Origin of the sequence: Streptomyces blattellae (assembly GCF_009709555.1) — a bacterium.
In the GTDB taxonomy this organism is placed as follows: domain Bacteria; phylum Actinomycetota; class Actinomycetes; order Streptomycetales; family Streptomycetaceae; genus Streptomyces; species Streptomyces blattellae.
In genome coordinates, this window is sequence record NZ_WJBG01000175.1 from 15,747 (window position 1) to 28,502 (window position 12,756).

General features: G+C 71.5%; 15 protein-coding genes. 10 read left to right on the forward strand and 5 right to left on the reverse strand.

Annotated elements, in window-relative coordinates; translation table 11 throughout:
• Positions 1–4 precede the first annotated feature (4 nt).
• From GFH49_RS22760 to GFH49_RS22805, 10 genes are all read left to right on the forward strand, one after another.
• Positions 5–2,650, forward strand: coding sequence for a type I polyketide synthase (locus tag GFH49_RS22760; RefSeq protein WP_155057960.1), 2,646 nt, complete (start codon positions 5–7; stop codon positions 2,648–2,650).
• Positions 2,651–2,709: 59 nt separating this feature from the next.
• A complete protein-coding gene (locus GFH49_RS22765) occupies positions 2,710–3,876 on the forward strand; it encodes a beta-ketoacyl synthase N-terminal-like domain-containing protein (RefSeq protein ID WP_408055941.1) in 1,167 nt (388 codons plus the stop codon).
• 1 nt (position 3,877) lies between these two features.
• Positions 3,878–4,924: a beta-ketoacyl synthase N-terminal-like domain-containing protein gene (locus GFH49_RS22770; protein WP_155057962.1), complete on the forward strand. Its 1,047-nt coding sequence runs from the start codon at positions 3,878–3,880 to the stop codon at positions 4,922–4,924.
• 110 nt (positions 4,925–5,034) lie between these two features.
• Positions 5,035–6,252 carry a beta-ketoacyl-[acyl-carrier-protein] synthase family protein gene (locus GFH49_RS22775; RefSeq protein ID WP_155057963.1) on the forward strand — a complete coding sequence of 406 codons (1,218 nt, stop codon included), beginning with the start codon at positions 5,035–5,037 and terminating at the stop codon, positions 6,250–6,252.
• Positions 6,249–7,235: a beta-ketoacyl synthase N-terminal-like domain-containing protein gene (locus tag GFH49_RS22780; protein ID WP_155057964.1), complete on the forward strand. Its 987-nt coding sequence runs from the start codon at positions 6,249–6,251 to the stop codon at positions 7,233–7,235. Before GFH49_RS22775 ends, GFH49_RS22780 begins: the two co-directional genes overlap by 4 nt.
• A 68-nt stretch (positions 7,236–7,303) precedes the next feature.
• Positions 7,304–7,573 (forward strand): acyl carrier protein, encoded by a 270-nt coding sequence (locus GFH49_RS22785; protein ID WP_155057965.1) that lies wholly within the window; start codon positions 7,304–7,306, stop codon positions 7,571–7,573.
• A 7-nt stretch (positions 7,574–7,580) separates the two neighbouring features.
• Positions 7,581–7,742, forward strand: a complete 162-nt coding sequence (locus tag GFH49_RS22790) for a hypothetical protein (protein WP_155057966.1) — start codon at positions 7,581–7,583, stop codon at positions 7,740–7,742.
• A gap of 68 nt (positions 7,743–7,810) precedes the next feature.
• Positions 7,811–8,395, forward strand: a complete 585-nt coding sequence (locus GFH49_RS22795) for a hypothetical protein (protein WP_155057967.1) — start codon at positions 7,811–7,813, stop codon at positions 8,393–8,395.
• Between the two features lie 175 nt (positions 8,396–8,570).
• Positions 8,571–10,085, forward strand: coding sequence for an ABC1 kinase family protein (locus GFH49_RS22800; RefSeq protein WP_408055942.1), 1,515 nt, complete (start codon positions 8,571–8,573; stop codon positions 10,083–10,085).
• Positions 10,086–10,213: 128 nt separating this feature from the next.
• Positions 10,214–10,555, forward strand: coding sequence for a hypothetical protein (locus tag GFH49_RS22805; RefSeq protein WP_155057969.1), 342 nt, complete (start codon positions 10,214–10,216; stop codon positions 10,553–10,555).
• A 159-nt stretch (positions 10,556–10,714) separates the two neighbouring features.
• On the opposite strand, the gene GFH49_RS22810 is transcribed toward GFH49_RS22805, so the two are convergent.
• From GFH49_RS22810 to GFH49_RS22825, 5 genes are all read right to left on the reverse strand, one after another.
• Positions 10,715–11,158, reverse strand: a complete 444-nt coding sequence (locus tag GFH49_RS22810) for a type II toxin-antitoxin system VapC family toxin (RefSeq protein ID WP_230396437.1) — start codon at positions 11,156–11,158, stop codon at positions 10,715–10,717.
• 18 nt (positions 11,159–11,176) lie between these two features.
• Positions 11,177–11,314 (reverse strand): hypothetical protein, encoded by a 138-nt coding sequence (locus GFH49_RS40290; protein ID WP_230396438.1) that lies wholly within the window; start codon positions 11,312–11,314, stop codon positions 11,177–11,179.
• Positions 11,311–11,691: a nucleotidyl transferase AbiEii/AbiGii toxin family protein gene (locus GFH49_RS41740; RefSeq protein ID WP_230396439.1), complete on the reverse strand. Its 381-nt coding sequence runs from the start codon at positions 11,689–11,691 to the stop codon at positions 11,311–11,313. The genes GFH49_RS40290 and GFH49_RS41740 overlap by 4 nt, the downstream gene beginning before the upstream one ends.
• On the reverse strand, positions 11,691–12,305 hold the full coding sequence (locus GFH49_RS22820) for a type IV toxin-antitoxin system AbiEi family antitoxin domain-containing protein (RefSeq protein WP_155057970.1): 615 nt from the start codon (positions 12,303–12,305) through the stop codon (positions 11,691–11,693). Before GFH49_RS22820 ends, GFH49_RS41740 begins: the two co-directional genes overlap by 1 nt.
• A gap of 253 nt (positions 12,306–12,558) precedes the next feature.
• Positions 12,559–12,756 (reverse strand): L-serine ammonia-lyase, iron-sulfur-dependent, subunit alpha (locus tag GFH49_RS22825; protein ID WP_196218097.1); only part of this gene is annotated, 198 nt, incomplete at its 5' end.

Consider the following 12,756-nt stretch of genomic DNA (forward strand, 5'->3'; position numbering starts at 1 on the left):
AGAGATGACGCAAGAGTCCGACGACATCAATGACTGCGACGTGGCGATCGTCGGGATGGCCTGCCGGTTCCCTGGCGCCGGCTCGGTGGACGCCTTCTGGAGGAACCTGCGGGAGGGGCGGGAGAGCACGACGTTCTTCTCCGACAAGGAACTGCTGGCCGCCGGTCTCACCGACGAGGAACTGTCCCGTCCCGGTTACGTCAAGGCGGGGCAGATCCTGCCGGACATCGAGCTGTTCGACGCCGAGCACTTCCGGATCCCGGCGGACGAGGCCGAGATCCTGGACCCGCAACACCGCCACTTCCTGGAGTGCTCGCTGGCCGCCCTGGAGGACGCCGGCTACGCCCCGGCCACGTACCCCGGCGAGATCGGGGTCTTCGCCGGGGCGGGTATGAACACCTATCTGCTGGACAACCTCGCCGACTCGTACCACGACGGGTCCTCGGTCACCCGCTACCGGCTCATGCTCGCCAACGACAAGGACTTCCTGGCCACCCGCGTCTCGTACAAACTCGATCTGCGCGGCCCGAGTCTCAGTGTCAACACCGCGTGCTCCACGTCGCTGGTCGCGGTGCACCTGGCCTGTCTCAGCCTGCTGGCCGGGGAATGCGGGCTCGCCCTCGCGGGCGCCGTTCACCTGCGGGTTCCGCAGTATGAGGGGTACCACCACCAGGAGGGGATGATCTTCTCCCCGGACGGCCACTGCCGTGCCTTCGACGCCGACGCCCAGGGCACGGTGATCGGCAGCGGGGTCGGTGCGGTCGTCCTGAAGCGGCTGGGCGACGCGGTGGCCGAGGGCGACACGATCCACGCCGTGATCAAGGGCACGGCAATCAACAACGACGGCTCCACCAAACCGGGTTACACCGCCCCGAGCGTCGAGCGCCAGGCGGCGGTGATCAGGGAGGCGCAGCGCGTCGCGGGTTGTCCGCCGGAGACGATCTCGTACGTCGAGGCGCACGGCACCGGCACCCCGCTGGGCGACCCCATCGAAGTCGCCGCGCTCACCGAGGCATTCGGCGGCGGCCGGGCGGGGAAAGGCGGCCCGCGTACCGTGCTCGGCTCGGTCAAGACCAACATCGGTCACCTCGACACGGCCGCCGGCATGGCGGGGCTGATCAAGACGGCCCTGATGCTGCGCCACCGCATGCTCGTGCCGAGCCTCCACTTCCGGGCGCCGAACCCGGACATCGACTTCGCAGCCGGGCCGTTCACCGTCGGCACCGGGACCGCGACGTGGCCGGCCGGTCCCGGGCCCCGGCGGGCCGGAGTGAGTTCGTTCGGCGTCGGTGGTACCAACGCCCACGCCGTTCTGGAGGAGCCGCCCCCGGCACCCCCGGCCGCGCCGGCCCGCGCAGCCGAACTGCTGGTGCTCTCGGCCCGTACCCCCGAGGCGCTCTCCCGCGTGACCGGCGAACTCGCCCGCCACCTCAGGCACCACTCCGGGCCGGACCTTGCCGCGGTCGCCCACACGCTGGCCGTGGGCCGCGGCCACCATGTGCACCGGCGGGCGGTGGTCTGCACGGACCTCAGGGACGCCGCGCTCTCCCTGGCGGTCCTCGACCCCGGCCGGGTGCGGACCGGGCCGGGCGAAGAGGGCACCGCACAGTTCGCCTTCGTCTTTCCCGGCGGCGAGGGCGAGCCGGTACCCGGCGCGCTGGACCTCTACCGAGAACTCTCCGTGTTCCGCGACGCGGTGGCCTCGTGCGCCACGGCCCTGGACACCGGGCGTGCCCTCGATCCCGAGGCGCTGCTGACGGGCGGGGAGGGCGCGCACATCGCGGCCTTCACCACCCAGTACGCGCTGGCCAGGGTGTGCGGCGAGTGGAACGTGCGGCCGAGCGCCCTGGTGGGCTCGGGGCCGGGGCAGGCCGTCGCGGGATGCCTGGCCGGAGTCCTAGACCTGCGTGCCGCGCTCACGCTCGTCACAGGCGGCGAACTCGCCTCCCGCCGCCTGCCCGAACCGGCGCTCCCGCTCAGCGTGGGATCCGGCCGGGACTGGTTGCCCTCACAACAGGCCGCCGACCCGCGGACCTGGTCCCGGTCCGCTGCGGCCGGGATCGACCGCCAGACGACCGCCGCCCTGCTGAAGGACGCGGGGCTGGTGGCGATCGACCTGGACGTCCTCGGCCGCGCCGGGTCGTGCGTCACCGAGATCCTGCTGCACGCCCTGGCGGAGGCGTGGACCTGCGGCGCCCAGGTCGACTGGTCCGCCTGGTACGCGCCGGGCAGGCGGCGCCGGGTGGGACTGCCCACCTACCCGTTCGAACGCCGTCGGCACTGGGTCGAGCCGGTCGCCCGCCGGAGTGCCACAGCTCCGTGGGACCCGGAATCGGACTCCGGCAGGCTGCGCCGGCGGATCGAGGCAGTCGCAGGCCCCGAACGCAGCGCGCTGCTCCAGGAGTTCCTGCGCCTCCAGGTCGCCGACATCCTCGAACAGGGCGACGGCGGGCTGCCCGGCGTGGACGAGAACCTCTTCGACCTCGGTGTCGACTCGTTGATCCTCATCGACGTCGTCGCCCGGCTCGGCACCGAACTGGGCTCGGCGGTGAACCCGTCGTTCGACGACGTCCCGACGATCCGCGGGCTCGCCGACCAGGTGGCCGGGGCTCTGTCCACCGAGGCGACGGCAACGGGGCGGAACGGATGACATCCGCATACGCGAAGCCGACATCAACCGAGCCGGCATCACCGGATGCGGCATCACCGGTGCCGACATCACCGGCGCCGTCGTCCGACGGCCCTGGGACGGCCTGGGCGATCGCCGGCACGGGCCTGGTGACCAGCGTCGGCGCGGACACCGGGGAAGTCTTCGAGGCGCTGTGCGCCGCCCGGACCGGCCTGGGCGAGCTGCGGGCCTTCGACACCACGCGGCTGCGGACCCGGCACGCCTTCGAGATCGGCGACCGCCCCGGGCCCGACACCCCGCTGCTGGCCACCGAGTGGCTCTGCCGGGCGGTGGCCGAAGCGGCGCGGGACGCCGGTCTGACCGAGGACCTGTCCGACGTGCCGGTCCTGGTCGGAACGGGCCTGCGGGAACTGCGTTCGGTGGAGCTGGCCTGGCTCGGCCGAGCCTCGTTCGACCTGGTGGACCTGCACTTCGGTCGGGCGCTGCGGGAGCGGTTCGGCGCCTGCGACACCCACACCTTCGCCGGGGCCTGCTCCGCGTCGCTGTACACGCTGGCGCTCGCAGCCGACCTGCTCACCGCCGATCGGGCCGACACGGTGGTGGTGGCCGCCGCCGACACGATCACGGCGAGCATGTACGGGCTGCTGGACCGGGTGCAGACCGCGACACCGCGAGCCGTGCGCCCCTTCGACCGGGACCGTCAGGGTCAGCTGCTGGGCGACGGCGCCGCCGCGCTCGTGCTGCGCCGCAACGGGCCGGGGCACGCCGTGCTCCGCTCCGTCGGCCTGCACTGCGATGCCCGGCACGTCACCGCACCGGATGTGGAGGGGATCGTGACCACGCTCCGGCAGGCGCACGAGCGGGCCGGGATCGGACCGGACGACGTCAACCTGGTGTGCGCCCAAGGCACGGGAACTCTCGTCAACGACGCTGCCGAAGCGGAGGCGCTGGCCCGCGTGTTCGCACCGTGCGGCGATGACGGGGGCCCGCTGGTGACCGCGGTCGAGGCGATGACCGGGCACACCTCCGGCTGCTCGGGGCTGCTCGGCACCGTGATCGCGGTGGAGAGCCTGCGGACCGGCCGGGTGCCGCCCACCGTCGGTCTGCGCGATCCCATCGGCCCGGCGTCGGTTCTGCGGTTCACCACAGAAGGGCCCCTCGTAGCACCGGAGTTGACGACGGCCCAGGTCAACGCATTCGGCTTCGGTGGCCTCAACGCAGCCGCGATCGTCGGGAAGGCGGCCTGAGATGGCGTCTGAGAAGTGGACTGGGACGCCGCCCGGGACGCCGCCCGGGACGCCGCCCGGGACGCCGCCCGGGACGGCGACCGCGATGGTGACCGGGACCGGTGTCGTACTCCCCGGTGCCAAGGACGCGGCGGACCTGCTGGCGCCCGAACCCCTCGAAGCCGTCGGACGCGTCGGCCCGGAGCGGCTGCCGAGCGGCAGAGGCGCACGGAAGAAGGACCGCGCAACCCTGCTCGCACTCGCCGCCGCGGCCTTGGCGCTGACCGACGCCGGGCTCCTGGACGACGAAGGGCTGTGCGTGCCGGGGGACACGGTCGGCACAGTGGTCAGCTCCAACCTCGGCAATCTGGACACGGTGTGCCGAGTAGTCGAAAGCCTCTCCCGCGATGGCACCGCGGGCGTCTCCGCGTTGGACCTGCCCAACGCGTCCAGCAACGTCATCGCCTCCAGCGTGGCCATCCGGTTCGGGCTGCGCGGCGCCAACTTCACCCTGTGCAACGGTGCCACGTCGGGGCTCGACGCCGTCGGCTGGGCCGCACTCGCCGTGGAGACGGGCCGGGTGACACGGGTGCTGGTCATCGGTGTGGAACCCGCCAACGCCGTGGTCGAACGGCTGGCCGGGGGTGACGCCCCGGTCCGGCTGCTGGACGGCTCGGGCGCTGTCGTACTGGAGTCGTCCGCCTCCGTCCGCGCCCGCGGACGCGGGGCACGTGCGACGGTCGCCCGGTACACCAGGCGGCGGGACCTGACGACCGCGGTCGGCGTGGCGACGGACGGCGGTGCCCGGGTCGGCCTCTGGCTGCCCCCGCAGGGTGAGACCCGGGCCGAAAGGGCCCCGGCCGGCCTGGGCGAGTTCGGCGACGTCTGCGATCTCGGCCGGACGCTGCCATCCGCCTCAGGCGCGCTCGGGGTGCTGCAGTGTGCCGCGGCCACGGCCTGGCTCGCCGATCCGGGGCGCCGTCACAATGCCGCGCCCACCGCACTGGCCGCGGCGGGGGGCGGTGCGACGGACGACGCGGCCGCCGCGGTCCTGCTCACCACCGCGTGAGCGGCCGTGGCGTCCATCGCCACCGGGTCACCGACCGGGACCACCCCGGCTCGGAAAGCATCGACATCGGATGTCACGGGCGGAAACGCCGTGGGAGGCAGAGGAGCACGATGACAGAGGTACTGATCACCGGAGCCGGAGCCGTCTCCTGCCTCGGCGTGGGCGTGGAGGCGATGTGGCGGGCCTTGTGCGCCGCACCGGACAGTCGCCCGCAGCGCGTCGGCGACCCGGGTGCCCGGGTCCGGGTGCCGCTCTTCCACCTCGCCGGGACCGGCCCGCCGCCCGGCTTCGATCCGGACCGGGACACGGAAACGGACCCGGACACGGACGCGGACCCGGATGCGCACGTCTACGGCCGGGCCTCCCGCCTCGCTCTGACAGCGGCCCGCGAGGCTGTCGCCGATGCCGGGCTCACCTCCGAGGAGACCGCCCGCAGCACCGTGGTCGTCGGCACCGGCGGCGGGAACACCGAGCGGACCCGTCGTCCTCTGGATCCCGCTCTGCCCTATGCCCCGAGCTACACGGTCGCCTCCGCGGTGGCCACCGCGCTGGGCGCGACCGGCGGCGCGGCCAGCGCGGCCAATGCCTGTGCGGCCAGTGGCTACGGCCTCGGCATGGCGCTGGACATGATCCGGGCCGGGGAAGCCGAGGTGGTGGTGGCCGGCGGCGCGGAGGCGTACGCCAGGGTGACCCTGGGGTGCTTTGACCGCATGGGCGCAGTCGACCCGCATGCCTGCCGTCCCTTCCACCGGGACCGTCAGGGGACCGTCTTCGGTGAGGGCGCCGCGGTCCTGGTGCTGGAGTCGGCCCGCCACGCCCGCCGCCGAGGTGTCCGGCGCCACTACGCCAAGCTGGCGGGCGCCGGCTGGAGTTGTGACGCCCACCACCTGACCGCGCCCGAACCGGGGGGCGAGGAGATCCAGCGGGCGATGGCCGAGGCGCTGGCCGACGCCGGCACGTCGGCGGAGTCGGTCGGCTGCGTCGTACCGCACGGCACCGGGACCCGGCTGAACGACGTGGTGGAGAGCAGGGTTCTCGGCGCCGTCTTCGGCGAGCGCGTCGCCCGGCTGCCCGTCTTCAGCCTCAAGGCGCTGCTCGGCCACACCGCCGGTGCGGCCGGGGCGTTGGGGGCCCTCACGGCCGCGCTCGTCCTGGACCGGGGGACCGTTCCGCCCAACGTGGCGCTCGGCGACGGCCAGGATCCCGACTGTCGGCTCAGCCTGCCGCAGCACACACCTTTGCGGCTCACGGGTCGCCACGCACTGGTCAACGCCTTCGCGTTCGGTGGCAACAACGTCTCCCTGGTCCTGGAAGAGGCCACGCCATGAGCGCAGCGGAACTCGTCGTGACCGGGATCGGCACCACCTCCCCGTGGGGCCGGGATCCCGCCCGGCTCGCCCTTGACGCGGGCCGCCCGCCCGTCACCGGCGACACCTGGTTCGACCTCGCGGCCGAACTGGGCGGGCGCGGCTACAAGTACCTGCCGGCGTCGTGCCGTTACCTGCTGGCCGCGACTCGTCGGGCGCTCGCGGAAGCGGACGACCCGCTCTCCCGGGTGCCGGAGACCGGGCGGGGGATGGCGGTCGGCACGAACAACGCGGTCACCGCCCTGCTCGACGCCATGGACGAGACGATGACCACCTCCGGGGCCGGGAAGCTCAGCCCGGCGATCGCACCGTTCTTCGCCGTGAACACCGTCCCCAGCCGGGTCGCCATGGAGCACGGTCTCAAGGGCTGGAACCTCACCCTCACCACACCGCAGACGGCGGGTCTGGAGGCGCTGCTCGCCGGAACCCGGGCCGTGCACGCCGGACGGTCCACCATGTTCCTGGCCGGAGCCGTGGAGGAGGCCCTGCCGCCGCACCAGGCGGGCCACGACATCTCGGAGGCGGGCGCCGCCGTACTCGTCCTCGAACCCCGGGCCGCGGCCGCTGCCCGCGGCAGGACCGGCCACGGAACCTGTCGCGTGGTCACCTTCTTCCTCCCCCACGCATCCCCGACCGCCCCCGTGGCATCGCACACCGCCAAGCAGGCCGTCGGCGATGCGTTCGCCCGCCTGCTCCCCGATCGCGACGCGGCCCTGCCCACCCGCCTCATCGCCGACGACTCCCCGGTGGGCACCGCCGTCGCCGAGCAGATCCGCTTGCTCGGTGCCGAGGTCGACGTGGCTCCGCCGGGCGCCGGGGCGCTGCTGCCGATGCTGCACGTCGCCCGTGGCCTGGCCCGCCCCGGCGCCCCGCACCTGGTGGCCGCAGCATGCCGTGACGGCTCCTGCGCGCTGGCTCTGGTGAGCCCGGAACGGGCGGTGTGAAGGGGGCGCCGAGGGTCTGCCCGCTGCCCGAGGACAACACCGAGAACCATCATGACAAGGAGAGACAGATGACCAATGACACCGCGGTCAACGCCACCGCCGTCGACATGGAGCAACTGCGTGCGCTCATCGCCGAGGTCCTCGATCTCGACGTGGCCGAGGTGACCGACGACGCCGAGTACGTCAAGGAACTGGGCGTCGACTCCCTGCTGGCGCTGGAGATGCAGCTCGCCCTTGAGCAGCGGTACGGCGTCTCCATCACCGAGGAGGAGCTGCGAGGGGCCAAGTCACTCCGTATGACGCACGGACTGCTCACCGCGAAGACAGCCGCGGAGTGACGCGGAAATGACGGCGCTTGTCGTCGCCCGCGTGCAGGACATCGAGATGACCCTCGGATTCGTCAGGTACCTCAAGCGGATCGGCACCACTCTCACTCCCTGTGGCGGCCGATCCGAGCTGCGCAGGGCCGACTCCGCCGGCGACGTCGTTGCCGTCCACGGCGTGTGAGCCCACCTTGTCGCGCGGCTCCGATTCCCCGGGGCCGCCGAACCCTCAACCAGGAAGGACCATCACTCATGGGAACCGCAGACACGATCAAGGACTTCATCGGCAACATGGCCGATGACTACAAGACGGCGTGGGACGAACTCCTCGACCGCGACGACGACGATGACGACAACGACGGCCTCCTGGGCCTCCCGGTCCACGCCCTGGCCGCCCTGCCTCCGCAGGCGCTGCAGAGCGTAGCGGCGATGGCGGCGTTGCAGGGCATGGGCGGAAGCGGCAAGAAGAAGGACAAGGACAAGAACAAGAACTCCAGCCCGTTGGCACAGCTGGCCCTGCTCTCCGCGATCAACCCCGCGGCCGGAGCCGGAGCCGGAGCCGCGGCCAACCCGCTGGCGGCGCTGGGGGGTGCGAACCCCTTGAGCGCCGTCGGCGGTGTGGCCAACCCCCTGAGTTCCGCAGGGTTGACCGCACCGGCTCAGGCGGCCACCGGTGTGACGGAGGGCCTGGCCGCGCTTCCCCAGCAGCTCCAGCAGCTCACCGAATTGGTGAACACACTGGTCAGCGCGTTGAAGGGCGTGCAGCCGCTGCTGGGAGCCGCGGGAGCCGCGCAGGGAGTCCTCTCCCAGGTCGTGCCGGGGTCGAAGGGCAGCTGACGCCCCCTGCGCGGAGGACGGACCCCACGACAGGGCCCGAGTGTGCCAGGCCGGTACCTTCCCGTACCGGCCTGGTACCACCGCGCACCCGGACCGACACCGGGCGCGCGGACCGTCAGCAGACTTCCACCGACATGCTCGTCGCCGACGAGGAAGGGGGCCCGCGGTGGCCCGTATGGTTGGCAACCGGATGCGGATCGTGGCCAAGGTGCTGGGGCAGCTGATCGCCGAGGAAGCGGGTTGGTCCCGCGCCCACCGTTCCGAAGCCCACAGCGATGTAGAGCGCGAGCAGCGGCGTGCCAAGGCCGTACGGAAGGCACTGGAGAGCCTCGGGCCCTTCTACGTGAAGATCGGCCAGATCCTCTCCACCCGGCCCGACATGGTGTCACCGACGATGATCGCCGAGTTCGAGAACATGCACGACGAGGTGGACGTACAGCCCTTCTCCGAGTTCGAGCCGGTGCTGGAGGAGAACCTCGGGCCCAACTGGAAGCGGTTGTTCGACGACATCGACACGCTCCGTCCGCTCGGCGCGGCCTCGCTCGCCCAGGTGCACCGGGTCACGCTGAGTGGAGGGCGCCCCGGAGTGATCAAGCTGCAGCGCCCCGGCATCCGCGAGACGGTCCTCGCCGACATGACGCTGCTGCGCCGGGCGGCCCGCACAGTCGCCCGCGGGGCACCGCGGTTCAGCTCGGTCGTCGACCTGGAATCCATGCTCGGGAACCTCTTCGACGCGATGGAACCGGAGCTGGACTTCACCAAGGAAGCCGCCAACATGGACCGGGCCCGCGCCTCGGCGCGCAAGTTCCGCTATCTGGCCGTTCCGGAGGTCGTCGCGGCCACCCCGGGCGTGCTGGTGCAGTCGATGGCACCCGGGACCTCGGTGGGACGGATCGACCCCGCCACCCTGGGAGACCGGGAACGCATGGCCATCGGCCGGGAGCTGTTGGCCTTCATGTACCGCGGCTACTTCATCGACCGCTTCTACCATGCCGATCCGCACCCCGGCAACGTCTTCGTGGCCCCGGGAGGGCCGGCCACTCTGATCGACTGGGGCATGGTCGGACGGATCGACCAGCGGACCAGCATGCGCCTGCTGCTCGCGCTGGCGGCCGTGGGGCAGAACGACGGGCACGGCCTGGCGAAGGCCTGGACCGAGATGGGCCGCACCACTCCCTGGTCCGACATCCCCGGCTTCTCGGCGGACATGGCCGCGCTGGTCCCGAAGGTCGCCTCCGCCTCACTGGCCGACCTCAACTTCGGCGTCACGCTGACCTCGTGCCTGGAGAAGGCGTCCCGTCGCGGCATCGCCTCCAGCCCGGCCATCTCGCTCCTGGGCAAGTCCTTCGCCAACCTGGAGGGCTCGGTCCGCCGCATCGCCCCCGAGCTGGTGATCCGCGACGTGTTCGAGAAGGAGGTCTACGGCATCATCCTGAACCTCATCAGGGAGACGCTCTCCCCGCAGCAGATGGCCCGCCGATCCCTGGAGGGCCTGCTGGCCTACACCACTGTCGGGGAGCAACTGCGCGCCCTCGCCGACGACATGTCGAACCGTCAGATTTCCGTCCAGGTCAGCCAGGTGCGCCGCGGCCGCGCGCTGGGCGGCGAGAACCCCTCCTCCCAGTACCGCGGCCTGCTCGTGCTGGGCGCCCTCGCGCTCTATGTGAGCCGCCGCGCTGCGTCACGCTGATCCGGGCCCGGCTCGACAGCGCCCGCACCCCTTCCTCGAAGGCGTGTAGCCACGTGCTGATCCGTGCGTTACCTCCTCGCGGTGTGCGTGCCGGCCGACGCCTTCGCCGACAAGACCTCTGACCGGGTGTGGCCTGGCCCCTGAGCGCCGGCTCCCTCCTGAGCGCCCCGGACACCAAGCGCGCCCTGAAGGGGTTCCGCTGTCACCTTGCCCAGGCGTCCGCGCAGCCGCTGCCGCGCACCGCCGCCACCCTGCTGGACGACACCCAACGCCGCCTCGGCAAGGCCCGCGAGACCGGTCCGGTCCACCTCATCGAGTGCGCCGACGATGCCCTGGCTGCTTTCCTTGCGGGTGACCGCTGCCTGCGCGCCCTCTGCGCCCACCTCGGTGAGCGGCGGCTGGCTGTCCCCGGTGAGAAGCTCCCCGCGTTCCGTAAAGCCCTGCTCGCCCGCGGCTACCCACCGGCCTGACCCCCCGGACGGATCCGGTCCGCTCCGGCTCAAGGCGAAGGGAACGCCGAATCTGATCGGGCCGCTGCGGACGCCGAGGTCAGCCCCAGCGCGCCGACAGCCATGGGCCCAGCGGACCGTGCACGGGTTGTGTAACCCTGCGCGTTGGTGCCGCCGGCGTCAGCTGCTGGCTGCCTCGAAGGTCTCGATGGTCTCGATGGTGCAGCGTGCTGCCCCGCTGCGCTCGATCCTGGCGTCGCTGGTGATCAGCGGGACACCGAGGCTCTCGGCGAGGGCTACGTAATGCGCGTCGTAGACGGAGAGGTTGTTCGACAGCTCGCGTACGCGCTGCCACAGGACCAGCGTGGGGTACAGGTCGAGAGCGAGGGCCTGGTAGTCGGTGATCGCCTTCACGGCCTCCTTTTCCGTGATCTTCGGCTTGCTGCCTAGCCGGCCTCGGGCCAGCCCGAAGGCGGCTGAGGTGATCTCGTAGTCCAGCAGGCCCGGCGCTGCGAGCGTGTCGGCGCGGCCCACGCGTTCACGGATCGCGGTTCCGGTTCCGGCTACCCCGCCGGTGGGCGGCCGGTGGACAGACGCCTTGGACAGGGCATCACGGGGTGGCACAGGTCAACCTGGCGGCGGTCACCGAAGTCGAATCCGGAAGCTTTCCTCCGTGAGCTGCTGCGGGTAGTCGATGAGCCGGGGGCCGGGCGTGACGGGGTCGCCGAAGCTGACGTCCAGTTGGAGCCTGAGCCGGGCCCGGGCGACGGAGGCGGTCATGGACAGACGCAGACCGTGGTACTCGTCCTCCTCGCGGATAGTGCCGCGGGATCGAATACGACTCCGTCGTCGCTCTCGGGGTGGCGGCCATGGCCGCGATTCTGTGGATGATCTCGGTTTTCCGTGCGGCCTGGGAACGAGCGGCCGAGGATGTCGATGTCGCGGGTCATTCGACGTGCGCCGAACTGGGCGAGCAGCAGGCCACCCTTGAGGACGAAGTGCTCCCGGCCCAGGGGCGATGAGGCCAGGCGGTAGAGGAACCGTTCGAGGACGTACTCGACCATGACTTCGTCCGTGGACCGGCTGTTGCGGCGGGCCAGGTTGCGCAGGTCGTTGTAGACGCGGCCTGCGGTGGTGTCGCGGGCGGGGTTGGCCATCAGGCGAGCACCGCCTCTACTGCAGGGCGGACGACGGAGAGAGCGTCCAACTCGCGTGCGATGTACTGGAGTTCGCCGACCCCGCCGCGTCCGCTCCGGCGCAGGTAGCGGCCGAGCGCGGACAGGGCGAGGGTCTCGCCGAGGCGACTGCGGTGGCGCATCGCGTCGACGACGCTGCGGGCTGCGTTGTACATGGGGATGGTTTCTCCCGGGGCTGCTTCGAACCGTTCGAGACCGAGGTCGAAGGTCTTCGCGGTGTACTGCGCCACCACGGTCGGCGGGTAGGAAATCGTCGGGCGACGTGTACCGCGCGGCACAGCGATGTGTACTGCTGCGGGGATGTCGTCGATCAGCTCATGCAGGGCCAGGGCGGATTCACCGCACACGACGGCGCGAGGGGCCCGTGTGCACACGGCCAGCAGATCCGCGTGCGCTGTCTCCGGGGCGTCTGCCCGCCGGTACACCCCACGGGACAGTTCGTCTATCTCCCCCTCCGTGACCAAGTGCGCCAGATCGCGAGGGGAGAGCAGGGCCTGACGCGCCTGCGCCGTCGTGAATGTGGGAGAGAGACCGGCCAGCCGCTGCTCCAAGCGCGGGTTTTCCGCAGCATCCATGTATCGAATAGTACCCCTCAGGTGAGAGTGGGGGATCGATTTGATACATCAGCCGGTGGGTGAGCGGTGCATCCGGCGTTGATTGCGTGCCGCGAACCTGCAGGTCAAGAGCCCCTTCCACGGGGACATCCCAGGGACTTTTCAGGGACTTTCACGTCCGTCCCAGGGAGTCTCCAGGGACTTTCCCCCGCGTAAGCAGGGAAGGCCCCGACAGCGCTGAAAGATGCGAATGCGCTGGTCAGGGCCCATCCCCTCAGCACTCGATGATGTTCACCGCCAGCCCACCCCGAGCCGTCTCCTTGTACTTCACGCTCATGTCGGCGCCCGTGTCCTTCATCGTCTTGATGACCTTGTCGAGGGACACCTTGTGGGAGCCGTCGCCGCGCATGGCCATCCGGGCGGCGGTGACGGCCTTGACCGCGGCCATGCCGTTGCGTTCGATGCAGGGGAT

Bases quoted from the DNA above. Each gene is read 5' to 3' on its own strand.
- GFH49_RS40290 (WP_230396438.1), bottom strand. From the start codon at position 11,314: ATGACCGCCTCCGTCGCCCGGGCCCGGCTCAGGCTCCAACTGGACGTC.
- GFH49_RS22775 (WP_155057963.1), top strand. From the start codon at position 5,035: ATGACAGAGGTACTGATCACCGGAGCCGGAGCCGTCTCCTGCCTCGGC.
- GFH49_RS22785 (WP_155057965.1), top strand. From the start codon at position 7,304: ATGACCAATGACACCGCGGTCAACGCCACCGCCGTCGACATGGAGCAA.
- GFH49_RS22790 (WP_155057966.1), top strand. From the start codon at position 7,581: ATGACGGCGCTTGTCGTCGCCCGCGTGCAGGACATCGAGATGACCCTC.
- GFH49_RS22760 (WP_155057960.1), top strand. From the start codon at position 5: ATGACGCAAGAGTCCGACGACATCAATGACTGCGACGTGGCGATCGTC.
- GFH49_RS22820 (WP_155057970.1), bottom strand. From the start codon at position 12,305: ATGGATGCTGCGGAAAACCCGCGCTTGGAGCAGCGGCTGGCCGGTCTC.
- GFH49_RS22795 (WP_155057967.1), top strand. From the start codon at position 7,811: ATGGGAACCGCAGACACGATCAAGGACTTCATCGGCAACATGGCCGAT.
- GFH49_RS41740 (WP_230396439.1), bottom strand. From the start codon at position 11,691: ATGGCCAACCCCGCCCGCGACACCACCGCAGGCCGCGTCTACAACGAC.
- GFH49_RS22780 (WP_155057964.1), top strand. From the start codon at position 6,249: ATGAGCGCAGCGGAACTCGTCGTGACCGGGATCGGCACCACCTCCCCG.
- GFH49_RS22770 (WP_155057962.1), top strand. From the start codon at position 3,878: ATGGCGTCTGAGAAGTGGACTGGGACGCCGCCCGGGACGCCGCCCGGG.
- GFH49_RS22800 (WP_408055942.1), top strand. From the start codon at position 8,571: ATGGTTGGCAACCGGATGCGGATCGTGGCCAAGGTGCTGGGGCAGCTG.